At 64.1% G+C, this 23,310-nt stretch carries 15 protein-coding genes; 11 read left to right on the forward strand and 4 right to left on the reverse strand.

Annotation, left to right across the window (positions count from 1 at the left end):
• Position 1: 1 nt before the first annotated feature.
• On the forward strand, positions 2–2,086 hold the full coding sequence (locus HAHE_RS07715; RefSeq protein ID WP_338689916.1) for an ATP-binding protein: 2,085 nt from the start codon (positions 2–4) through the stop codon (positions 2,084–2,086).
• Entirely contained in the window at positions 2,083–2,730 is a 648-nt protein-coding gene (locus HAHE_RS07720) for a response regulator transcription factor (protein WP_338689918.1), read from the forward strand. Before HAHE_RS07715 ends, HAHE_RS07720 begins: the two co-directional genes overlap by 4 nt.
• A gap of 479 nt (positions 2,731–3,209) precedes the next feature.
• Here the strand turns inward: HAHE_RS07720 and HAHE_RS07725 are convergent, their stop codons facing one another.
• Positions 3,210–3,992, reverse strand: coding sequence for a hypothetical protein (locus HAHE_RS07725; protein WP_338689920.1), 783 nt, complete (start codon positions 3,990–3,992; stop codon positions 3,210–3,212).
• Positions 3,993–4,177: 185 nt separating this feature from the next.
• Between HAHE_RS07725 and HAHE_RS07730 the strand changes: the two genes are divergently transcribed.
• The 7 genes from HAHE_RS07730 to HAHE_RS07760 all read left to right on the forward strand — a co-directional run bounded on the left by HAHE_RS07730 (position 4,178) and on the right by HAHE_RS07760 (position 16,671).
• Positions 4,178–7,078: a glycoside hydrolase family 9 protein gene (locus HAHE_RS07730; protein WP_338689921.1), complete on the forward strand. Its 2,901-nt coding sequence runs from the start codon at positions 4,178–4,180 to the stop codon at positions 7,076–7,078.
• 168 nt (positions 7,079–7,246) lie between these two features.
• Positions 7,247–9,259, forward strand: a complete 2,013-nt coding sequence (locus HAHE_RS07735; RefSeq protein WP_338689922.1) for a hypothetical protein — start codon at positions 7,247–7,249, stop codon at positions 9,257–9,259.
• Between the two features lie 23 nt (positions 9,260–9,282).
• On the forward strand, positions 9,283–9,993 hold the full coding sequence (locus HAHE_RS07740) for a hypothetical protein (protein WP_338689923.1): 711 nt from the start codon (positions 9,283–9,285) through the stop codon (positions 9,991–9,993).
• 102 nt (positions 9,994–10,095) lie between these two features.
• Positions 10,096–12,867, forward strand: a complete 2,772-nt coding sequence (locus tag HAHE_RS07745) for a sulfatase family protein (RefSeq protein ID WP_338689925.1) — start codon at positions 10,096–10,098, stop codon at positions 12,865–12,867.
• 32 nt (positions 12,868–12,899) lie between these two features.
• Entirely contained in the window at positions 12,900–13,631 is a 732-nt protein-coding gene (locus HAHE_RS07750; protein WP_338689927.1) for a type II secretion system protein, read from the forward strand.
• Positions 13,628–15,175, forward strand: coding sequence for a sulfatase-like hydrolase/transferase (locus HAHE_RS07755; RefSeq protein WP_338689929.1), 1,548 nt, complete (start codon positions 13,628–13,630; stop codon positions 15,173–15,175). Before HAHE_RS07750 ends, HAHE_RS07755 begins: the two co-directional genes overlap by 4 nt.
• Positions 15,172–16,671, forward strand: a complete 1,500-nt coding sequence (locus HAHE_RS07760) for a sulfatase (RefSeq protein WP_338689931.1) — start codon at positions 15,172–15,174, stop codon at positions 16,669–16,671. Before HAHE_RS07755 ends, HAHE_RS07760 begins: the two co-directional genes overlap by 4 nt.
• 319 nt (positions 16,672–16,990) lie before the next feature.
• Here HAHE_RS07760 and HAHE_RS07765 read toward each other — a convergent pair whose 3' ends face one another.
• Positions 16,991–19,054 carry a DUF5722 domain-containing protein gene (locus HAHE_RS07765; RefSeq protein WP_338689933.1) on the reverse strand — a complete coding sequence of 688 codons (2,064 nt, stop codon included), beginning with the start codon at positions 19,052–19,054 and terminating at the stop codon, positions 16,991–16,993.
• A gap of 125 nt (positions 19,055–19,179) precedes the next feature.
• On the opposite strand from HAHE_RS07765, the gene HAHE_RS07770 reads away from it, so the two are divergent.
• Together HAHE_RS07770 and HAHE_RS07775 are read left to right on the forward strand one after the other, a co-directional pair.
• The gene (locus HAHE_RS07770) at positions 19,180–20,118 is read left to right on the forward strand and encodes a DUF6528 family protein (RefSeq protein ID WP_338689934.1); all 939 of its coding nucleotides are present in this window, start codon (positions 19,180–19,182) and stop codon (positions 20,116–20,118) included.
• 48 nt (positions 20,119–20,166) lie between these two features.
• Positions 20,167–21,765, forward strand: coding sequence for a PQQ-dependent sugar dehydrogenase (locus HAHE_RS07775; RefSeq protein ID WP_338689935.1), 1,599 nt, complete (start codon positions 20,167–20,169; stop codon positions 21,763–21,765).
• Positions 21,766–21,771: 6 nt separating this feature from the next.
• Here HAHE_RS07775 and HAHE_RS07780 read toward each other — a convergent pair whose 3' ends face one another.
• Positions 21,772–22,668, reverse strand: a complete 897-nt coding sequence (locus HAHE_RS07780) for a hydroxypyruvate isomerase family protein (protein WP_425511000.1) — start codon at positions 22,666–22,668, stop codon at positions 21,772–21,774.
• Positions 22,669–22,768: 100 nt separating this feature from the next.
• Positions 22,769–23,155, reverse strand: coding sequence for a VOC family protein (locus tag HAHE_RS07785; RefSeq protein WP_338689939.1), 387 nt, complete (start codon positions 23,153–23,155; stop codon positions 22,769–22,771).
• Between the last annotated feature and the right edge of the window lie 155 nt (positions 23,156–23,310).

Consider the following 23,310-nt stretch of genomic DNA (forward strand, 5'->3'; position numbering starts at 1 on the left):
CATGACGCCACGCCGCGACAGAGCCATTGCCCTCTCGCTCGGCCTCATCGGGGCGGTTTGGATCTCGCCCATCGCCGCCGAGGAGACGATCGCCAGCCGGTTTTCGTCGGAGTGGAAACAGCTCCGGTCCGAGGTGGAGGCGATCGACAACGAACTTGCCGCCCTGCCGCCGATCCCGCTGGACGACCTCGGCGACCGACGCGCTTTCCTGCACTCGTTCCCGACCGACGACGCACTGCTCACCCGCGAGGTCGACTTCACCATCCGCCTGCAGTGGGACGAGCCGCAGGACATCGACCGGGTCGTGCTGGTGCCCGCCCGGAAGTTCGATGCCGGCGGATTGGAAGCGAACTACGGCTTTCCCGACGACTTCGATCTGACACTCCGCGGTACGGATGGCCTCAGCATGGAGGTTGCGGCACATCGGGCGATGAGCGCGAACGCCGCCCACGTGGGCCACCCGATTGCAGACTCGCTGGCTGAACCTTTCCCCGCGACCGAACTGACCCTCCACATCTCCCGGCTCCGGCCGATCCCCGAAGGAGCCCCATCCCTTCCGCTGGTCGCGCTCTCGGAGATCTTCTGTTTTTCCGGCGCTCGCAACGTCGCGCCGCTCGCCCGCATCGAGATCGAAAGCACCAAGTTGACCCAGCACTCGTCCTACTGGAGCCCTGAGCTGCTGCATGACGAACGGACCCCGCTGGGCATTCCGGAGGGCGTCATTTCTCCCAACGAGCAACCACCCTCGCCCGGTTGGATCTCGCTCGGCAGGGACGAGGCCGAAGAGCAGGTGGATATCGTCATCGACCTCGGCCAGTCGCGGCAAATTGACGGCGTCCGGATGTTCCCCGCGTTGCGACCGTCGATCGAGGACTTCCCCGGATTCGGGATTCCTCAACGCTTCCGGATCGAGGTCTCGGAAACGGGTGAAGACGACAGCTACCAGGCCGTCATCGACCGCAGCGAAGTCGGTTTGGTGAACGTCGGCCATAACCCGGTGACCCTGCGTTTCCGAGAAACCGACGCGCGCTTCGTCCGCCTGAGGGCCACCGAGCTCTGGAAGCCATTCACTTACTACCCGGCCTTCCTCGCCCTCAGCGAAATCCAGGTACTGAAGGACGAGACCAACCTGGCGGTCGGCGCGGCCGTGATTACCACCGAACAGACCGAACCCATCCGCGCCCACGGCACACGTTTCTGGACCCGCGAAGGCATCACCGATGATCACGGACCCTCCGGGCCGATCCTCACGCATCGTGCCTGGCTAGAGGCCCTGTCGCATCGACTGAAGCTGGAAACCCGTCGGCTGCAAATCTCCCAACGAATGGTCGAGTTGGAGAGCCGCTGGCGAAGCGGAACCATCGGGCTGCTGTCGATCGTCGGGCTCCTCGCGGTCTGCGCCGCGGTGGTGCTGCCGATCCGTTACCGCCTGCGTGAGAAGCGGCAGGTCCGGCGCATTCGCGAGCGCATCGCTGGCGACCTCCACGACGACGTCGGCACCAACCTCGGCAGCATCCAGATGCTCACCGCCCTCGCGCGGACGAAGGGCACGCCCGAGGAGGAACTCGAGCTCATCCACCGGGTCGCGGCCGAGACCGTGACCTCGGTGCGCGACATCGTCTGGCTGCTCCATCCGACACCCGGCTCGCGCGTTTCGACGATCGATCACCTGAGGGAAAGCGCGGCGATCCTCCTCGAACCGCTCGAGTGGAAACTGACCGCCGATTTCAGGGACTGGTCGCTCGGCGATCAGGACGGACGGCACCTCGTGCTCTTCTTCCGCGAGGCACTGCACAACATCCGCCGCCACGCCGACGCATCGAAGGTCGAGATCGAGGTCGGCCGGGACGGCGATGCGCTTGTGCTGCGGATCACCGACGACGGCCGGGGCATCGACCCGCAGACCCTCGAGCAGCCCGCGTCGCTGCGTGCGTTGCGGCAAAGGGCAGAGAAGCTGGGTGGCCGCGTCGACATCCGGACCTTGCCGGGGGAAGGAACCACGGTCAGCTTGCGCTTCGTGCCGCGCTCGCAGGGATCGGCCCCGGAACCGGTCCCCTATCCTTCGAAACCCGACGACGCCCCGTGAACGCCCAGCAGATTCTTCTGATCGAGGACCACGCGGTTTACCGCCAGACGATCCGCAAGACGCTCGACGCGACCGGCGACTACCGATGCGTCGGCGAGTTCTCGAATCTCGAGGACGCCTTCGAGGCGATCGATGCCGGACTCGGTGCCGACATCATTCTGCTCGACCTCGGCCTGCCGGCGATGGGCGGGATCGAAGGGATCGGCAAACTGCGCGAGAAACTTCCGGAGGCGCGCGTGATCATCCTCACCGCCTTCACCGACCGCGCCAAAGTCTTCGCCGCACTGGAGGCAGGCGCGCATGGCTACCTCGTGAAAGCGGGCTCCCCGATGCGCCTCCTGCAGACCCTGAACGAAGTCGTCGGTGGCGGCACTCCGCTCGACCCCCAGATCGCCGGCATGCTGCTCGACACTTTCCAGAAACTGCGACCGATCGCCGAGGAAGAGAGTCTCGCGCCCCGCGAAAAAGAGGTGCTTCAACTCGTCGCCCGCGGTCTCACCAAGCAGCAGGTCGCCGACGAACTCGGAATCAGCCTGCACTCGGTCTCCGGCTATCTCCGCCGGGCCTTCGACAAGCTCCACGTCCACAGCCTGCCCGCCGCCGTCAGCGCCGCCATCCGCCGCGGCCTGCTGGACTTCTCGTGATCCCGTTGAGGAGAGCGGCTTTTTAAGCCGCCCCGCCATTCGAGCGCCCGACCTATAGCAATTTGCTGTATTCTGTAGGCGTTTCTTTGATCTGAATGAAGAAATTGAACCGCGAAGATCGCGAAATCTGAAATGATTTCCTGCCTCTGGATTTCGCAGTCTTTCGCAGTCTTTCGCGATCTTCGCGGTTCACTAGCAGTTCCCATTGCTATTTGAAATCGGTGGTCGCCATTCGCTTCCGGGCGGCTAGGACATTTCGGAAAGTGCTCCAATACTGCGCCCGAATGCTTCGGCGCAATGCTGCAACCCGATGCCGCAGCCTGATGCCGCGGCTTGAAAAGCCGCTCTCCTCATTGGCCCGCGCACGTCATCACAGCCCCGAAGGGGCGAAGGCACTTAGCCCCGGGGTTCACCCCGGGGAATGGCAATCCCGATGGATCCCAAGCCCCGGAGGGGCGCAGGCGAACTCCGCCACAACCCTACGGCCGACTGTCACCCTTACCGACCACATCCACCGCGATCGGCACCCCGTGCTCCGGCATATAAACGATCTTGCCGTCGTTCTTCACCTTCCCTTCCGCTCCCACACCGCTCGGCTTCACCTCCGTTTCTCCCTCCGGCGCAATGATGATTTTGAACTTGGCCTCGTCCCTCTGACGCGCGCCGTCCTCGAACTGCGGCAAATAGACGAAGCGTCCTTCATGAAGCGGCTGCGTGTAGGTCACCTTGATGGTGAACTCGCGATCGGGTGACGGCGGGATCGAAAATCCGGCGTCGACCAACCGAGTGCCTCCGAAAGCCTTGAGCAGACTCATCGGCAGCACCGGAGGCCGGTACTCCAAGCCGGCGTTCGGCGCGAAAGGATCCTCGGAGGGCCTTAGCCGGGCCTTATCAATGTGCTTCTGGTCCACATCTTTGGTTTCAACCCGCCACAGTTCGATCGCATCCAAAGGCTCGCCATACGACTGCGGTTCAAGAACGCCGTCCGCCTTCGTCTCCAGACGCGCCTTGATCATGCCCGGCAACGCCGCTTTGTCCGTTCCTTCGGGAACAAATACCGGCACCTGAATCACCATTTGCCCGGGATCAATCCCACCGCCCGCGTTACCCTGCCGATACGTCACTTCACAAACCACCCACGCCTCTTTCTCACCCACCGTCACCACGCAATTCTCGGCGATCTTGATGGTAGGATACACGGCAATCGGATTCGCGGCGGCGACCGCGACCAGCATCGGTGCAAGGAGTAGTGTCTTCATCATCTCGGGCGGGCTGAAGGTTGAAACGGTTCGGCTCAACTATTCTTAGCGTCGCCGATCTCCCGCATCGCCCACTGGTATCGCCATCGTGACACACGATCATGCGTCGTGACCCCGGTGCCGTCCCTGTCGAACCTAGCCCAGCGGACTTATAAATACCGTTTCCGCCACGCCAGCCCGCGCTCCCCGTGTCCTCCGACCTCAGAAAACCCATCACGATCGCCTTGGCGGCCGTTTTTCTCACTCCCGCGCTCGCCCAGACCGCGAGCATCTCGCTGGATGACGACTACGGAGATTCCTACAAAGCCACCGTCACGGTCACCAACGACTCTGCCTCACCCATCAGCGGTTGGCGCGTCCGGATGCAGCTCGGCGGACCGATCCGATCCCTGTGGAAGGCCGAAGTCGAGAGTGGCGAGAGCGATCCGGACAGCTTCGACTTCGCGATCCGCAACCTGAGCTACAACGGCTCACTTGCAGCCGGCGAGTCGACCACCTTCGGGTTGATCGTCGATCCGGACAATGGAACGGGCCCGCCATCGACACTCACCGCCGAGGCATTGTCCTCCGACCCGGTCGATCCCGGAGATCCCGGCGGTGGACCGGACGAGTCATTCAACTACGCCGATGCCCTCCGCAGGTCGCTGTGGTTCTACGATGCCCAGCGGTCGGGCGAACTCCCCGATGGCTTCCGCATCCCGTGGCGGGGCGACGCAGGGCTCTCCGACGGCGCCGACGTCGGAATCGATCTCACCGGCGGCTTCCACGATGCCGGGGACCACGTGAAATTCGGACTGCCGATGGCGTTCAGCATGACCATGCTCGCGTGGGGAGCCGTTGAGTATCCGGACGGGTTTTCGGGATGCGGCGAGCTGGATGAGCTCCGTAGCGTGCTCCGCTGGGGTGCCGACTACCTCAAGCGATGCCATGTTCGGAATCCCGACGGCTCGACCGACGTCTTTTACGGCCAGGTGGGAGACGGCAGCCTCGACCACGCGTGGTGGGGACCGCCCGAGTCGATGGTGATGGCCCGGCCTTCCTTCAAAATCGACGCGACTTCACCCGGCAGCGATCTCGCCGCCGAGTCCGCCGCCGCCCTTGCGTCGATCGCCATGGTCATCGCCCCGGAGTCTCCCGCCGAAGCCGCCGAACTCATCGATCACGCGACTGCCCTCTACGAGTTCGCCGACCTGCACCGTGGTGTTTACAGCGATTCGATTCCGGCCGCCGCCCCGTTCTACCGGTCGTGGAGCGGGTATCAGGACGAACTCGTCTGGGCGGCCGCCTGGCTGTATCGCGCCACCGGTGATCCGGCGTGGCTCGACCGCGCCAAGGCCACCTATCCCGCCATCTCCGGGAGCTACGACTGGGGCCTGTCGTGGGACGACAAACGCTACGGCTGCTACGTGCTGATGGCGGTGCTCGACGGCGGCGAAACGTATCGCGCCGACGCCGCGCGCTGGCTCGACTTCTGGACCATCGGACACGCCGAAGCGCGGGTTCCCTACACCCCGGGCGGTCTAGCCTACCTCGACGCCTGGGGGTCGCTCCGCTATGCCACCACCGCCGCCTTCTGCGCATTCGTCCACGCCGACCATGTGGCCGATCCCGACGGCCGCTACTCGACGTTCGCGAAGGCGCAGATCGATTACGCTCTCGGATCCAATCCCGACAGACGGAGTTTCGTTTGCGGATTCGGCCGGAACCCGCCGGTGAACCCGCACCACCGCGCGGCCCATGCATCGGAAACCGGTGACATCCTCGATCCGGTGACCAACACCCACGTGCTCTACGGAGCTCTCGTCGGTGGTCCGGGCCCGGACGACAGCTACGATGACGACCGTAGCAATTTCCAGCAGAGCGAGGTCGCGCTGGACTACAATGCGGCCTTCACCGCCGCGCTCGCCCGCCTGAGGTCCGTTTCTGGCGACATGGTTTCCGACACCTTCGACCAACCGGAAGATCCTACGATCGTTTTTCGCGAGAACATCGACACGTTTCCGACCGGCGCCCACACGGACGACACCTGGATTCCCCTGTGGCCGGGTACCAAGTGGGCGAACGGGCCCGATGAAGGCCGGGTCGAGATCGACGAGTCAATCGTGGCGGGAGACTTCGGCAAGTCGGTGCGCGTTCTCTATCCCCAAGGCGGTCAGCAATCGGCCAACAGCGGCGCCCAATGGTTCACCGACCTCGGCGGACCGCATGAGGAACTCTACATGAGCTACTGGGTTCGATTTGATGAAGACTTCGACTTCGTTCTCGGTGGAAAACTCCCGGGGCTCGGCGGTGCGGTTTCGTTCGAGGACCGCACGCACGAGTGGTCCGGGCGCCTGATGTGGCGCGAGAATGGCAAGGTGGAGTTCTACATCCATGTGCCTTCGGACAACCTCTACGACCCCGGCGACCGCTTCTGGTGGAATACCGAAGGCTTCCAAGCCACGCTCGTCCCCGGGCGCTGGCATCACATCGAGCTCCGGCTTCGGCTCAACGCCCCGGGGCAATTCGACGGCCTGATGGAGGGCTGGTTCGATGGCGTGAAAGCCGCGAGCTATCCGGGCTTCTACTTTCGCGACGCCCCGACCGCCGACGCCACGATCGCCTGGATGTTTTTCAGCACCTTCTTCGGCGGAAGCAGCAGTTCGATCTGGCAGGCCACCAAGGACGAACACGCTCGGTTCGACGGCTTCGTCGTCTCGAGGCAGCGGATCGGATATCCCGGCCCGCCCCCGGACGCCGACGGTGACCGGCTTCCCGACGCGTGGGAGGTTCTTCATTTCGGAAATACCGACAGCCGTGCCGACGGCGATCCCGACGGCGACGGTCAGAGCAATCTCGACGAGCACGATGGCGGCACGGACCCCCTCGACGCTTCCGACCGGACCAGTCTGCTCCTGAGTCCGGACGACCTCCGAATCTCGCTGAACGCCAAAGCAGGCCGCCGCTACTGGCTCGAGAGATCCGAGAATCTCCGCACGTGGACCCTTCTCCGGAGCCACGGACCGCTCGCGACCGACGCTGCCCTGGACTTCGAAGACAGCGAACAAGGTGCCGCGACCTTCTACCGAGTCCGGACCGCCCGGCCGTGAACTCCCTGCGTGACGCACGATCGTGCGTCATGACAGAGGCAGGCGGGAGCTCCAGAGTTCCGTTCATAAGAAACCTTTCTTTTGGGGAACGGTGGCGGCCCTTCGGCCCGCTCCAAACCCGCCCCTGAGGTCTCTTCGACAACCCAAACCCCATAACCCATGCAACCCATGTCGTTTCCGACCATGGCCGTTCTGCTCGGCCTCGCGTCCCCCGTGACTGCCCAAGTCGTGCTTCTCCAAGAGGAGTTCGACAACACCCGCGGCTACAACCCCGATTCCGCCACCGCACTGGTGGGCGACGGCGACTGGGTCGATTTCGGCAACCGCCTGACCGACAGCTTCGCTGCCAGCGAAGGTTACGCGACGGCCGACGGCGGCACCGAAAGCGTGCTGACCGGTGAGCCTACCTCGGCCGATCCTCAAGTCCGCAGCGATTTCGCTTTGGGAATTCCCAAAAACCAAGTCGGGGAAGTGACCCTGCGCATCCGCGCCGACGTCAACAACGACGATGTCTTCGACGCGTCCGACGTGATGATCCCGGGCGACGTTTCGCTGTTCTACACCGTCGCCCAGTTCGGCGAGCCCGGGGCCACCAACGGCCCGGGGCCGAACAGCTTCGGAACTCCGACCATCACCGCCCAAACCGATGGCTGGTATCTTTTCTCCTGGGCGGATCCAGGTGGCCTGACCGCCGGCGGCACCGCTCCGAACGTCGAGGGCATCCGCCTCGATCCGCTCAATGGTCTCATCGGCACTTCGTTCGAGATCGACTCGTTCATCATCTATCAGACGGCCAATCCGCCACCGGTCATCGAACTCGATCCGGGCTCGGCAGTCGGCGGTGAGTTCACGCTCCGGCAGGAATGGGATTGGGATGTCGACGGCGACCCGGACGGCTGGACGGCCAACGGCCAGTTCGATGTGGTCATCCCCGGAGGCATCGCCTCGAGCGTGGTCACCGGCACCAGCACCGGCGGAGATGCCAATTGGCTCTCGCCCGTCTTCAATGTCCCTGATGTCGAGTCCGGCCGCTTCGTCATGGAACTCGGGATCGTCAGCGAACCCGGCGACACCACTCCGAAACAACTCTTCTACGCCCTCAGTGGCGGAGCATTCGGCGCCACCCAGCGCATCGACCTCGCGGCACCGGCCGACGATGGCGCGCTGCACGTTTACCGGATCACTTTCGACGACGACATCAACGCGCCCATCACCAGGCTGCGGCTGGACCCGTCGAACACCACAGGCATCGTTTCCAACATCGACTTCGTGCGGATCTATTCCGAGGGACCGGAGATCCTGCCCCCGACCGCGGAGCTCGATCCGGCAGCACTCGGACCGGAGTATGTCCTCGCGCAGGAGTGGACCTTCGAGACTGACGACGACCTCGAAGGCTGGACTCCGAACAACCAGACCGTCGAGGTTCCGAATGACGGATTCACCGGCGTCTACTCCGGCGCACTGTGGGGCGAGGCATCGACCGGCGACCCCCAGCTCTCCTCACCCACCCTTTCCATTACCGAGCCGCCGAGCGGCAGGGTCGTGATCGAAATCGACATCGAGCCTGATCCCGGCACCTCCACCGCACCGCAGCTCTTCTGGGCACTCGACGGTGGCGGATTCTCGGGGGCCAACGCGCTCTTCGCACCGACGCTTCCCAGCGACGGATCGCCGCACACGCTTCGCTTCAACTTTGAGAACGACCTTCCCGGCACCCTCACCAACCTGCGCTTCGACCCGTCGGGCGAAATCAGCACGCTGGTCGGCATCGGGGCCATCCGGATCTACCGCGACCTCACCGGAGCCAGCGACTACGATCAATGGTCGAGCGAGCAGGCGTGGACACCCGGCGATCCAAACACCGGCGCCAGCGAGGACTTCGATGCCGACGGGATCGACAACGATACCGAGCGGCTCTTCGGACTGGTTCCAACCGATCCCTCGTCGGTGAACCCGATCGCCAGCCCGCTCACGACCGCAGGCACCTTCTCCTACAACCGCCGTAATCCGACCCTCGCCGGCGCCACCTACACGGTCTTCACGTCCACCGACCTTTCCGTATGGACCGAAGACTCGGGCGCCATCCAGAGCGCGACAGGTGGCGACCTCCAAACGGTGAACGTCCAACTCACCGCCACTGCCGTCGACGGCCGGCTTTTCGTCAGGGTCGAGGCTCAGTGATTGATCCAACGAAAGAATCCCACATGACTCCGCGCCATCTGCTCGCCGCACTGCTCACGCTGGGCAGCACCCACGCCGCCACGTTGCTCGAGCTCGACTTCTCCGGCAGCGGCGCCGTCGGCAGCTTCAACAGCACCGACGCCCAATTCACCACCGTCGATCCGGTCTTCGCCGGAAGCCCGGTGATTTCCACGATCGGCGGCAGCGCCGGAACGGCAAGCTGGGTCTACGACGGCACCGGCACCGCCGCCACCAACCCGGACCTGCACACGGCTTCGACCTTCGGCGGACCAAGCCGGATCGACCTGGCGCTTGGGGTCGCCAGCACCGGCCAGTCGTACACGATCACTTCGATCGAAATCGACATCCGCGCCTCGAACTCCACCGGAACCACCTGGGAGATCGGCTACCGCAAGCCGGATACCTCCACCGTGCTGCTGGGCAGCCAACCGATCAGCGTCCAAGGCGGCACGGACCCGCTCGGGACTTATTCGATCGATCTCAGCGGCGAATCATTGACGGCAACCGACAGCACGCTCGCGTGGGTCGAGGGAGGCACCGGCAATCTGCGCCTGCTGTTCCATGAGCCGACATCCACCGGCAATGACAACTTCCAGATCGCCGGCATCCGGGTGATCGGGACCGCCGTCCCGGAACCCACCTTGCTCGCACTCGTCGCGCCAGCACTGCTCCTGTTCTTGCGTCGCCGCCGAACCGCGCCACCTGTACTCTGAAACTCTCCCGAAAACGTTCCCTTGTCAGATTCTGCGGGGACACTTTCCATGAAACCCAAATCCATCCGTGTCGAACGCCCCGCTTGGGGACCCCCCGGAGCCATGCCCGCCTTGATCCCGCTCACCGTCATCCTGTTTCCCTTCGCCAGCGCGCTCGATGCCAATCACAACGGCATCAGCGACGTATGGGAGGCGGCGTATCCGGCCGAGGCGGCGCAGCTCGAGGCCGACAGCGACGGTGACGGCCAGAGCAACGGCGACGAAGGACGGGCATGGACCGACCCGACCGATCCGGACTCGTTCTTCCGGCCGCGCGGATTGACGACCGACGGCAGCAACGATCATTTCACCGTCGAAGGCCAACGCTGGCTGCGTGACGCGGTGGTGGAAAGCGGCGACCTCTCCGAGTGGACCCGCGATGGTGATGCCACCGCGAGTGACGGCTCGAACGCTGACGTCACCCGCCCGGCCGATCCGGCAAAGAAGTTCTACCGAGTCGCACGCTACTTCGCACTCAACTCCGACACCGACGCGCTCGACAACCGGGAAGAGGAGGAACTCGGCACCGACCCGCTGACCTGGGACAGCGATGGCGACAAGGTCGCGGACGACGTCGAGTTCCGAATCGGCACCGACCCGCTGTCATCGACCGACAGCGACGGCGACTCGCTCCCCGACGACTGGGAGCGATGGTGCATCGTCTTCGATGCCGGCGACGGCGTGACGGACCTGACCCACGTTTCGGCAACCACCGACTTTGACGGAGACTCGATTCTCGACGGCGACGAGTTCGCCCTCGGCACCTCGCCGGTGGTCGCACTGAAGAACATCGTCTTCTTCCTGACCGAAGACCAAGGACCCGACCTCGGATGCCTTGGCACGGTCGGCCTTGAAACCCCGAATCTCGACACGCTCGGAAACGGCGGCGTCATCTTCGAGCGCGCCTTCGCGCTGTCGCCGGTCTGCAGCCCGAGCAAGATGGCGCTTTTCACCGGCACCTACCCGCACACCAACAGCGCCCACCGCAATGTGCCGAACTACGGCGTCAACTTTCCGCTCGGCGAGCCCGACCCGTCGCAGCTCGGACTCGGCGGCGTGCACGAGGATCTGCCGACGCTGATCGAGATCTTCCGCGACCAGGGCTGGCACACCTCGGTGAGTTCCAAAAGCCACGTCCAACCGGTCCGCAAGTTCCCCTATCATCAGGGCCACTCCAATCCGGGCACGCCTGCGGCCGCGACGAACATCATCAACAACACGGTGACGGCCGCCGGCCAGCGGCCGTTCTTCCTGTGCTTCAACATGGGCGCTCCCCACCTGCCGTTCCGGAACACCCCGAACGCCAACGGGCTGTGGGATCCGAGCGGCGGATTGCTCGGCGACGGCGGCGTCACCAACGTGGACCCCAGCTCCATCGTCGTGCCGAACTCGATGCCCGACGTGCCGGGCGTGCGCCAGGACTGGACCGACTACTACGGCGCAATCGAGGTGGTCGACTCGCTCTTTGCCGCCGTCCGTGCCGCGCTGCAGGCGCAAGGCATCCTGGATGAAACGCTGGTCGTCTTCAGTGGCGACCACGGCATTGGCCTGCACCGCTTCAAGCAGAGCATCTACGGTCTCCAGGTTCCGTTGCTGATCGACGGTCCCGGCGTCAGCGGAAGCCGCCGCCTCGACGCACCGGTCAGCCACTTCGACCTCGCGCCGACCTTCCTCGATTTCGCCGGCATCGCCGTGCCGCCATCGATGGGCGGCAAGTCGCTCTGGCCTCTTCTGAGCGGGCAGTCCGAATTCAGCGACCGCAAGACCATCCTCGGTGCCTGCCATGAGAAATACGATGCCCGCTCGGTGTGCGACGGCCGCTACTACTACGTTCGCAATATCCGTCAGGCCTCCGGCGCCACGCTCGCCAACCCGGGACCGGCACTGAATGCCGACCAGTTCCAAGGCGGATCTCCATGGTACAACCGCGCCTACGACGCCACGGTCGCCGCCACCGGTACACCCCAACGCGAACTGCTGCGGATCTTGGTCGAGGGAGAACTGCCTCCGGAGGAACTCTACGACCTCGATGCCGATCCGTGGTGCTCCGACAACCTGATCAGCGATCCTGCCCTCGCCGGAGTTCGGAAATCGCTCGCTCGGGAGCTCGCGGAGTGGCGCATCGCGACCGAAGACTACAACCAGTCAGCCTCCGAAGTCACCCGCCGCGAGCAACGATTCATTTCCATCGACCCACCGGTGGCTCCGACCGCCAGCGACAACTTCGATGGCGAGAGCGGCGCGCTGGATGACGATGCCGATTGGACGCTCGACATCGCTGGCAACAGCGACGCCGACTTCACGCTCGGAAGCGGCCGGGTGGACGCGCCCGCAGGCCCGGTCACACTCGCCACGCATGACGGTTCCGCTCTCACCGCCAGCGCGGAATTCACCGTCTCGGTCAAGACCGGCTTCGACGGCACCGGTGTCGCCGGCGGAGTTGCCTTCGGCGTTGTGCCGGACGGCGGCAGCTCCAGCTTCTGGCAGTTCATGCTCGCCGACGGACGCAGCGCTCCCGGCGGATCGGACAAGGACGTGAGGCTCTTTCGCGTTGTCCAGGGCTCCCAGCAAAACCCGGCTCTGATCGCCGAAAACGGCCTTCCGAACTACCCGACCGGCTCGTTCACCAATGGCGCACTCTTCACGGTCGAAGTGAGCGGCCAGCAGGGTTCGTCGCTCGTCGACTTGCGGATCCTCGATCCCGATGGTTCGGTCTACTACTTCAACAGTGATTTCGACCTCGGAGCACCCGTCCCCGAAGGCGGAAAGTTCGGCATTACCACTTGGTCCTCCGGCAGTTCGATATTCGACGACTTCAACCTGATCCTCGAATGAGGCTCTTCACTCCAAGAAACCCGACGAAACCCATGACCCGACGCAAACCCCACGGCTTCACCCTGATCGAGCTGCTGGTCGTACTCGTGATCGTCGCCGCGCTTGCGGCACTCGTCTTCGCCATCTCGCGCAAGGCGATGGCCAAATCGAGGCTCGCGAACTGCACCAACAACATGCGCCAGATCGGGCTCGGGCTCACCCACTTCGAAGGCGACTACCGCCGCCTGCCCGGCCGCAACGACGGCATGGCATGGGACCGTGCCATCCTTCCCTACATGGGCTACAGCGGCCGCCCCGAAGACCTCGCCGGACAACAGCCGTTGAACGCCAACGAATGGGCATCGCTGAAGCAAACCGCCGAGCTCTTCGCCTGCCCGGAGGACCGCAAGGACCGCGACCGGAACTTCTTCAAACGTAGCTATGCGATCGTTCCGTGGACCACCAACTGGTCGAACGGAACACAGTTCCGCGGATGGAAGAACCGCCCGTTCAACGTTGGCGTTCCGCTTTCGATCGTAAAGGACCTGTCACGGGCCGCCGTGGTTGTCGAGTGGCATGCCGGTTCCGAAGGAATCCCGAATCATCTGGGAGGTGGCGGCCACGCCTACCACGACCGCGGCGGGCCGGACGGCAAGGACGACGAAGTCCACGGCAAGAAGCAGATCGTGCTCTTCGCCGACGGCCACACCGAGACCCTGCCGTTTATTTCGAACGCCGAGTTTGTCGAGCGCTACTGGCCCGGCCAGATTGGCAGCGCCCAATGATCCGCGAACTGCTGCTTGTCGCCACCGTGGCATCGCTCGGCCTCCATGCCGCCGAGCGACCGGACATCGTCGTGATCCTCGCCGACGACATGGGCTACAGCGACGCCGGCTGCTTCGGGGGAGAGATCCCCACCCCGGCCCTCGACCGGCTCGCGGAGAACGGCCTCCGCCTGACCCGCTGCCGCAATGCCGGGATGTGCGTGACCTCGCGCACTTCGTTTCTAACAGGACAATGGTGGCCCTCCGGCCAGCGGGAGTTCGGGAAACGGGAAGTTCTGCCAGAAAGGCTGCAGACCCACGGCTACCGGACCGCGCTCATCGGAAAGTGGCACCTCCCCGGCCACCCGATGGACCACGGCTTCGATCACTTCTTCGGCTTTCTCGGCGGCTTCGCGGATCACTTTGGCGGCAGCCGGGACTACCATCTCGATCGCGCACCCTTCACCGCTTTCGGCAAGGACTTCTACAGCAGCGACGCCTTCGCCGAGCGGGCCGTGCGTTTCGTGGAGAAGACCGACTCCGAACAACCGCTGTTCCTCTACCTGAGTTTCCAGGCGCCGCACAACCCGCTGCAGGCGCCGGCGGCGGACATCGCGCGACATCGCGGGAATTACCGGCAAGGCTGGCAGGCCGTCCGCGAGGCACGCTTCGCACGGCAGAAGAAGCTCGGGGTTGTGGCGCCGGATGCCGAATTGCCCGCCGCCCCCGAGAACCTCCCCGAGTGGTCCGCGCTCAGCGATGTCCAACGCGATCTCGAGGACCTTCGGATGGCGACCTTCGCCGCGATGGTCGAACGTCTCGACCGGGGTGTCGGTGAAGTGGTCAAGGCTCTGCAGGCTTCCGGCCGGCTCGACAACACCCTGATCGTCTTCCTCAGCGACAATGGCACCGACCCTTTCTCGGTGGTCGATGCCGCCATGCTCAAGCAGGGCAAGCTGCCCGGTGACCGCGGCTCGAACTACCAGCCCGGGCTGGGCTGGGCCTATGCAAGCGTGACCCCGTGGCGACTCTACAAGATCAGCCAGCACGCCGGTGGAGTGACCACGGGCGCCATCGTCCACTGGCCGAAACGGCTCGCCGGTGCAGGGCGGATCGACCACTCCGAGATCCACTTCGTCGATCTCATGCCGACCTTGGGCGCCGCGGCGGGATTCGATGCGGCGGACTGCGATGGCGAATCCTTTCTGCCGTTGATCCAAGGCGACGAATGGCAACGCAAGCGCCCGATGTTTTTCCAATACATGGACAACCGGGCCATCCGGACGCGAAACTGGACGATGGCCGAAGTGGACGGATCGGGGTGGGAGTTGTTCGACGCTCGTAAGGACTCTCTCGAGAGCCGCGACATCTCCGAAAGCCGTCCCGATATCGTCAAACAACTCGCATCCCAATGGACCGCGTGGTGGTCATCGGAGAATCAAGGAAAGACCTACACTCCGAAGTCCACCGCCAAAAGTCCTCACTACTCACCCCAAGGCGACCGCGGCAGCGGCAAGCGCTACGTGCCATCTGCCATGCCTCCCCAACCCGCGCCCGAACCATGATCCGAACCCTGCTCCTGCTTTGCCTGACCGTCTGGCTGCGGGCGGCTGACAAGCCGAACATCGTCTTCATCCTCGCCGACGACCTCGGCTGGGCGGACACCTCGCTCTACGGCCACACCGACTTCTACCGCACGCCGCACATCGCGCGCCTTGCCGAGCGCGGCTTGACCTTCACCCGCGCCTACTCGGCGAGCCCGCTGTGCTCGCCGACCCGTGCCGCGATCCTCACCGGCATCAGCCCGGCGAGAATCGGGGTCACCGCGCCGCAATGCCACCTGCCGCAGGTCACGCTTGAGTCGAGCACCACCGAGAAAGGCCCACCTCACAAGAAGTCGACCGTGCCGACGTCGGCGAGCCGCTTGCGCACGGAGTTCCGGACCATCGCGGAGGCACTCAAGGACGCGGGCTACGCGACCGGACACTTCGGCAAGTGGCACCTCGGCCCCGATCCCTTCTCACCCCTGCAGCAGGGTTTTGATGTCGATATCCCCCACTTCGCCGGACCCGGACCGTCAGGTGGATTCGTCGCTCCGTGGAATTACAAGGACTTCGATCCCGATCCGGCGATCCCCGACCAGCACATCGAGGACCGGATGGCGCTCGAAGCGGTCGCATGGATGGCGAAACACAAGGACCAGCCGTTTTTCCTGAACTACTGGATGTTTAGTGTACACGCGCCCTTCGATGCGAAGCAGGCGCTGATCAGGAAATACGATCAGGTCATGGATCCTCACGACGAGCAGCGCTGCCCGACCTACGCCGCGATGATCGAGAGCATGGACGATGCCGTCGGCACCCTGGTCGCGGCGCTGGAACGGTTCGATGTCCTCGACAACACCGTGATCATCTTCACATCGGACAACGGTGGCAACATGTACGACTACGTCGGCCAGGACCACCCGACCAGCAACCGGCCCTTGCGTGGAGGAAAAGCGACGATCTTCGAAGGAGGCACCCGCGTGCCGTGCGTGATCGCCTGGCCGGGGAAGACGAAGCCGGGCGGCCGCAGCGACGCGATCGTCCAGAGCGAGGATTTCTACCCGACCATTCTCAGAGGGATCGGCATCGAGCCGGTGGCGCAGAAGACGCTCGATGGCATCGACATCACTCCGACTTTCAACGGTGGCAGCTTGGATCGCGAGGCGGTGTTCCAATACTTCCCCCACGACCCGCCCGTACCCGACTGGCTGCCTCCTTCCGTAGCCGTGCAGCGCGGCGACTGGAAACTGATCCGAATCTTCCATGACGGCGAAGACGGCGCGCATCGTTACCTCCTCTACAACCTGAAGGACGACATCGGAGAAACGAAGAACCTCGCAGCCGAGAAACCCGATGTGGTCGAGCAACTCGACGCCCTGATCGAGACCTTCCTCAAGGACACAGGCGCCGCCCGCCCCTTGCCCAACCCCAACTTCGACCCGGCCAAATACGATCCCAACCAGATCGGCGTCCCCAAACGCAAACCACCCGGGAACAAGCCCCAGCAGAAGAAGTAGAGCCCACGAAGGAAAGGACCGCGCGAACCCACTCGCGCCCCAAGTTCCCGGCCCGGCAACCGAGTTCAGCCCGGTGCACGATCCAGCCCCGAAGGGGCGACGGCATTTAGCCACGGGGTTCACCCCGTGGAACGGTTCGCAGTGAGATTCCCAAGCCCCGCGAGGGGCGTAGGCGGAGTCGCAACCAATGGAGCCGGACCGCTTCGCCTGCGCCCCTTGCGGGGCTCAATCCTGTTGCCGTCCCCGATACCACGGGGTGAACCCCGTGGCCAAATGCCGTCGTCCCTCCGGGACTATGATCGACGGGGTGCACCGCTCATCACTCGATCGGACCGGCGTGATGAATCTCATCCCAATCCTTGATCCCGATCGTCTCCAAATACGGCGCGCACGCCGCGTCCTCACGATCGGTTCCCAAGTCCTTGTAAAGATGCCAGATCGGCTTTGGACCCCGCGGGTCGGTCGGCTCGCCGGGGAGCTTCCGCAGCCCGATCCGCAACCCGCCCTCATGCGGATTGTCGATCCAGTTGTGGTAGTGCCACATCCGGAGCGTCGGCAGCCGCGCCATCTTCTTCCACGCATACGCCATCCCCGCCGCTTGGTCGGTCAGTGACTTCGGCGACAGATCGGGCGAGTTGAATCCATTCTCCGTGAGATGCACGAGCCGCGGCTCACCCTGATAGAGCATCCTCGGGTGACGCATCCACGCATCGAGCACCTCGAGGTTGCGCGGCGTGATCTTCTTCGTGCCGAACGAAAAGCTCGCCTGATGATCCTCCCAAGTCCGCGGATTCCGCAGATTCTGCGGATACGGATGGTGCGCCAAGGCCCACGGAAAGTCTCCTTCCACCGCCCCGAAGCTCGCGAGCAACTCAAGCATCTGCTTCGACCCGTAGAACTTCGGAGTGCCCGCCTCCGCCCAATGGTGTGTCAGGCTGATGAAGGCCCGCGCGTTCGGGTCATGCTGGCGGACGATCAGATCCGTCAGCCGCATCGACCGCTGATAGAGGTCCATGTAGGAAACCGCGCCGATCGCCCCGGCATTCGTCCACACCCACGCGGCATCCACCTCGTTGTGCACGATCCAATGATGCACGCGACCGAACTTCCCGTCGGCCCGTGACCAACGCTCGGCCATCAGGTTGAGCAAACCGCCATACGCGGCGATGCCTTCTTCCGAAGATACGTCTGCCAAGGCGAAGGTGCCCTCACGGGTCGCATCCGGATGTGCCAACACGCTGCTCCCCGGCCGATCGCCCTTCGCCGGATTCCCGACCAGCAAGATCGCCGACACCATCGCGTTGTCCGCCGCCGCACCGAGAAAAGTCCGGTCGAAGCGCTCCAGCGCCTGCTTCCTCGCGTGGAAGGTCCGTGCCTGCCATTCGAACGGAAGCGTGCCCGGACCCGAGACCGGAGCCAGCAAGGTGTCCACCACCACATTCACCGTGACCGCCGCGATCCCCAAGGTCCCGAGCTCGCCCGGAATCACTCCGGCGTTCCAACCGCCGAGGCCTTTCTTGCTCACCGGATCAAGCAAAGGCGGTGCCGGATCCCGCGCTGCCACCTTCTCGGCGTAACGCGCATGGGACAACACCTCGACATCGTTCCCGGCCTTCTTCACCACCCGCCAACGCGATGTCAGCCGGTCGTAGGCATGACCGGAACGCGTCCTCATCCTTGGCAACTCGACCGAGAAGCTCCCGTCTTCGGAAACCGAGATCGGCTCCAAGACTTCGAAGCGCCCGGAGTCCATCAGCAGCAGATCCATCGGGATGTCGGCCAGCAACGGCGCATCTTCGGTCGCACCCACCTTTCCGCTCACACGCACGGTCGACTCGCCGACGTCCACCGCCTCGATCGAGGCAGGATACTCTTTCGAAAGCTCGGCACGCAGGATCTCGTCCGCCACCGATCGACGGGGCCGGCCACTGGCATTGAACTCGCCCTCGCGCTCCGGGCGAATCCGCGCGTTGCGGACTCGCATCACGCGATCGGCTTCGAGGACGATGTCGAACCGCAACTGCGACCACTCCTCGGGCAGACCGCTCAACCGGCTGACATAACTGCTCCAGACTTCGCTGTGCCCGGGCGCCTCGATCAGGATCGCGGTCTTCGCCTCGAACGGCGGCCCCGGCAGGACGTGAAAGGACTTCGCGCCTCCGACCGAAAAGTAGTCGAATTCCAGCACCAACGGACCCTTCGGCACCTTCCCCTCGGGCACCGCCAAGACCGGCCCGCCGGGCAGCAATTCCTGCACCCCGGCCCCGACGTCCTTCAGGAGATCGACATCCTGCCGGAACGAGGAAAGCCGCAAACCGACTGGCTGACTCCAAGCCACCGACGCGGTCATCAAAAGCAGGCAAATTCCCAGCCAAAATCTCATCGCACTTATCTACGATAGAACCCGCTCGACCCCTCCATCGCATTCACCGGATGACGGGATTTCCGCATGCTGCCGGATTCCCTTGATCAAGCCCCCTCGCGAGCCGGTAATGCACCGATCCTATGATGAGACGCCCCACACAACTCGCCCTCGTCATCGCTGGCGCCTTCCCGCTCAGCGCTTGCTCGGAAGCGCCCGAGCTGACCGTCACGGAGGAACCGGCGACGATCCTGATCTGCGAGCAGGCGACGACCCGGATCATGCGGATGGATGCCTCCCTCGACTGGAGCTCGCCGGAGGCCGTCGTCTGGTCATGGTCTCCCGCGGACGATCCCGCACTCGATGACACCCAACGCAAGTGGTTCAGCAACCCTGACGAGGCCAAGCCGGACCGCGGAGGGAAGCAGATCGTCATAACCGCGAGTGGCGGTGGAGTGGCTCTGATCGACTACGCCACGGCACAGGCCACCGCCGTGATCGAAATCGGCGGCAACCCGCACTCGGCCGACTTCCTTCCCGACGGCCGCGTGGTCGTCGCGTCGAGCACCGGCGACACGCTCTCGCTCTGGGATGCGGATGCCGGAGAGATCATTCAGAAACTGACACTGTCCGATGCCCACGGCCTTGAGTGGGACGTGATGCGCAACTGCCTCTGGGCACTCGGCGGGAAACAGATCCAACGCCTCCATTATCACCCCGGAGCCGACCCGAATCCGCTCACGGTTGAGTCCACTGTCGACCTTCCGGTAACCGAGGCATCGAAACGCCATCCGCGGCACGGTGGCCACGACCTGACCCCGATCCCCGGCGAGGACGCCTACTTCGTTTCCGACATGGACCACCTCTGGCGCTTCGACCCCGCCACCGAGACCTTCGCACCGCTCGCCGGGCGCCACGAAATGGCCGACGTGAAAAGCATCAGCCAGCTTGCCAAAGACGGGCCGATCCTCGTCCTGATGGCCACACAGGACTGGCACTCCACCGGACCGCGGACCCTCGACGAATCCGAAATCTGGGAACTCCCGGGAGCCCGGATCTACAAAGCCCGCTGGTGGCAGGAATGACGCCCCCGGATGAATACCTTCACCCTCAACGCGCGTATCGTCCCGCCCATGAGACTGCTTCTCCTCGCCTCGCTCCTGCCCCTGAGCCTTCTCGATGCCGCGCTCGACCCGGCCCACTTCAAGGTCGACGTGCTGGCCGAAGGGTTCACCGATCCCCAGGAAATGGTCATGCTGCCCGATGGCCGCATCCTGATCTGCGAGCGCACCGGCAAGCTGCGCGTCTGGTCGCCGGAAACGGGAGCCCTCACGGAAGGCGGCGAGCTCAAGGTCGCGATCCGGAAAGACAACCACGCCCGCGAGTGCGGCTTCATCGGCCTCACTGCCGACCCCGATTTCGCCAACAACCACTGGCTCTACACCTACTGGTCGCTGCCCGACGAAAGCTCGCACCGGCTTTCCCGTTTCACCTTCAAGGACGGCCAACTCGATCCCGCATCGGAGAAGACGATTCTCGAGGTCGCGACCGACCGCGACGACAGCACCTGCCACGAGGGCGGCTCACTCGCCTTCGGCCCGGACGGACTGCTTTACCTGTCCACCGGCGACAACACGAATCCCTTCTCCAAACCCGCGACACCGATCGAGGAGGACAAGAAGGAACGCGACGCCCAACGCTCGTCGTCCAACAGCAACGACCTGCGCGGCAAGGTGCTGCGGATCCGGGTGAAGGACGACGGCAGCTACGAGATCCCCGAAGGCAACCTTTTCAAACCGGGCACCCCGAAGACCCGCCCCGAAATCTACACGATGGGCCTGCGCAACCCGTACCGGATCACCCTCAACTCGAAGACCGGCACGCTCTACTGGAGCGAGGTCGCGCCCGACAAGCAGCCGACCGGCGAGGAAATCAACCAGGCGAAGACCGCCGGCTACTACGGTTGGCCCTACGTCATCACCGACACCAAGGCCTTCAACGACCTATCCGGAAAAGCTTTCGACCCGAAGCGCCTCCGCAACACCTCGAAGAACAACACCGGCATCACCGACCTCCCGGTCCCGCGCGAACCGCTTCATTACTACGAACGTAGTTGTTCGATCATCGGCGAGGTCTACCACGCGACCGACAGCCCGAACGCCTTCCCGGCGGAACTCGACAACTGCCTGGTCTTCTCCGACTGGAACCGCTCTTGGTTCAAATTCATCCGCCTCGACAAGGACGAGAACAAGGTCGCGGTCGAGGACCTCAAGCTGAACTTCCAGTTCCGCAAGCCGATCGACCTGTTCTTCGACAAGGGCATCCTCTACGTGCTCGAATACGGTACCGGCTGGTATGATGTGAAGAACGGCCGGCTGATCCGGATCTCCTACTCGACCGAGTTCAACCAGCAGGCCGACCCGTCCGCCGACCCGCGCATCGCCGGCATGAATGCCAAGCTCCCCGGCACCAAGGCGCTCCAGGAAGCCACCTGCCTCTCGTGCCACAACTCACAGGACCGGCTCATCGGCCCGAGCTTCGCCGAAATCGTCGCCAAGTACGGCAAGGACCCGAAGGCCCCGGCCGAGCTCGCGAAGAAGGTCAAGGAAGGCGGTGTCGGCGCCTGGGGCGAACAACCGATGCCGGCCCACCCGATGTATTCCGACAAGCAGATCGCCGAGATGCTGAATGCCATCTTCAGCACCGAGCCAGCCGGCGGACACAAGCAGTGAGGCCGGTCAGACCGAGCAGATCTCCACGCCCTGCTTCAGGCTCGCGAGCTTGTCGGGGCGAGCGGGGATGAATTCCTGCCCGACGAAGCCAGTGTAACCGGTGTCGGAGATCGCCCGCATGATTGCCGGGTAGTTCAGCTCCTGGGTGTCGTCGATCTCATGCCGGCCCGGCACTCCGCCCGTGTGGTAGTGGCAGATGTGCTGATGGTTGTCGCGGATCGTCGCGATCACGTCCCCCTCCATAATCTGCATGTGGTAGATGTCGTAGAGCAGCTTGAAGTTCGGGCTGTCGAGCCGCTTGCTCAACTCCACTCCCCAGGCCGTGTGGTCGCACTGGTAGTCGCGGTGATCGACCTTCGAATTGAGCAACTCCATCACAACCGTCAGCCCGAGCTTCTCCGCCGTCGGGAGGATCCGCTTCAGGCCGATGGCGCAGTTCTCGATGCCCTGTTCGTCTGCCAGGCCGTCGCGGTTGCCGGAAAAACAGATCACCTGCTTGGCCCCGCCGTTGGCGGCGGCCTTAAGTCGCTCCTCGTAAGCCCCGACCAAAGCATCGTGATGCTCGACCCGGTTGAACGAACGTTCGATCCCCCCGACCTTGACGCCCGCCGCAGTCGTCGCACCCGGTGCATTCACCATCGCACAGGTCAGTCCGTGCTTGGCCAGCAATGCCAAGTCGCCGGGATCGACGAGCTCGATCGACTCCAGACCGATCTCTTTTCCAGCCACACAGAGATCCTCGAGTTCGATTCCGCTGTAGCACCACCGACAGGCTGAGTGACGGTATCCGGCTCCGCCGGCGGCCTCCTCCTCCGCCCGGAGCCGGTTCGAAAGCGAGGCGGCGACGGCAGTGATCGTGGCGGTCCTGCCGCTGCGGCTGAGAAAAGTTCGGCGTTTCACAATGAGAATCGGTGTCCCCTATCAAACACCACCACGGTCCGGAGTCAAAACCCGACGGGAAACAGCCGATCCATCTCAGGGGAACCCACTCCCCACCGCCGTGTCACCCAGCCGGACGTTGCAGATCCGTTCCATCCGGTTCCCACAACTCGATGCCGTTGCCGTCCGGGTCCTTCAGATGGGCAAAGCGGCCGTTCGGATAGACGGTCGATTCCACTTCGACCGTGATCCCCGCCGCCCGCAGTTGGGCAACCATCGCATCGAGGTCCCGCACCCGGAAATTGATGCTCCACGAGCGATCCTTTCCGCCACCCCCGGCGTCTCTGGCATGCGCCCCGAAAACCGTCGGCCCTTCATCCTGCCACCACGAGCCATCGGCGTATTCCTTTCCCGGCTTCCGAATACCGAGATGCCGCTCATACCACTCGGCAAGAGCCTCCGGGTCGTCGCTCGCAAAGAAGAACCCTCCGATTCCGGTCACCTTTTCCATAGCAAGGAATCGGATTCTCCCGAACCTCGCGCCGAAGGCAAGATCGCGGCGGCCATTCCACAATTCACTCGCCAACAAAACGAGCCCGGGAGGCTTGCGCCGAAGCCTTACAAGCTGCTACCGGCAGGTCTAGGCAGTCAGTCGTGACCCACCTC

The sequence above is a fragment of the Haloferula helveola genome (assembly GCF_037076345.1).
Classification (GTDB): Bacteria; Verrucomicrobiota; Verrucomicrobiia; order Verrucomicrobiales; family Akkermansiaceae; genus Haloferula; species Haloferula helveola.

Coding starts and splice junctions, on each gene's coding strand:
- HAHE_RS07715 (WP_338689916.1), top strand. CDS start 2: ATGACGCCACGCCGCGACAGAGCCATTGCCCTCTCGCTCGGCCTCATC.
- HAHE_RS07725 (WP_338689920.1), bottom strand. CDS start 3,992: ATGATGAAGACACTACTCCTTGCACCGATGCTGGTCGCGGTCGCCGCC.
- HAHE_RS07735 (WP_338689922.1), top strand. CDS start 7,247: ATGTCGTTTCCGACCATGGCCGTTCTGCTCGGCCTCGCGTCCCCCGTG.
- HAHE_RS07740 (WP_338689923.1), top strand. CDS start 9,283: ATGACTCCGCGCCATCTGCTCGCCGCACTGCTCACGCTGGGCAGCACC.
- HAHE_RS07745 (WP_338689925.1), top strand. CDS start 10,096: ATGCCCGCCTTGATCCCGCTCACCGTCATCCTGTTTCCCTTCGCCAGC.
- HAHE_RS07750 (WP_338689927.1), top strand. CDS start 12,900: ATGACCCGACGCAAACCCCACGGCTTCACCCTGATCGAGCTGCTGGTC.
- HAHE_RS07755 (WP_338689929.1), top strand. CDS start 13,628: ATGATCCGCGAACTGCTGCTTGTCGCCACCGTGGCATCGCTCGGCCTC.
- HAHE_RS07760 (WP_338689931.1), top strand. CDS start 15,172: ATGATCCGAACCCTGCTCCTGCTTTGCCTGACCGTCTGGCTGCGGGCG.
- HAHE_RS07765 (WP_338689933.1), bottom strand. CDS start 19,054: ATGAGATTTTGGCTGGGAATTTGCCTGCTTTTGATGACCGCGTCGGTG.
- HAHE_RS07770 (WP_338689934.1), top strand. CDS start 19,180: ATGAGACGCCCCACACAACTCGCCCTCGTCATCGCTGGCGCCTTCCCG.
- HAHE_RS07775 (WP_338689935.1), top strand. CDS start 20,167: ATGAGACTGCTTCTCCTCGCCTCGCTCCTGCCCCTGAGCCTTCTCGAT.
- HAHE_RS07785 (WP_338689939.1), bottom strand. CDS start 23,155: ATGGAAAAGGTGACCGGAATCGGAGGGTTCTTCTTTGCGAGCGACGAC.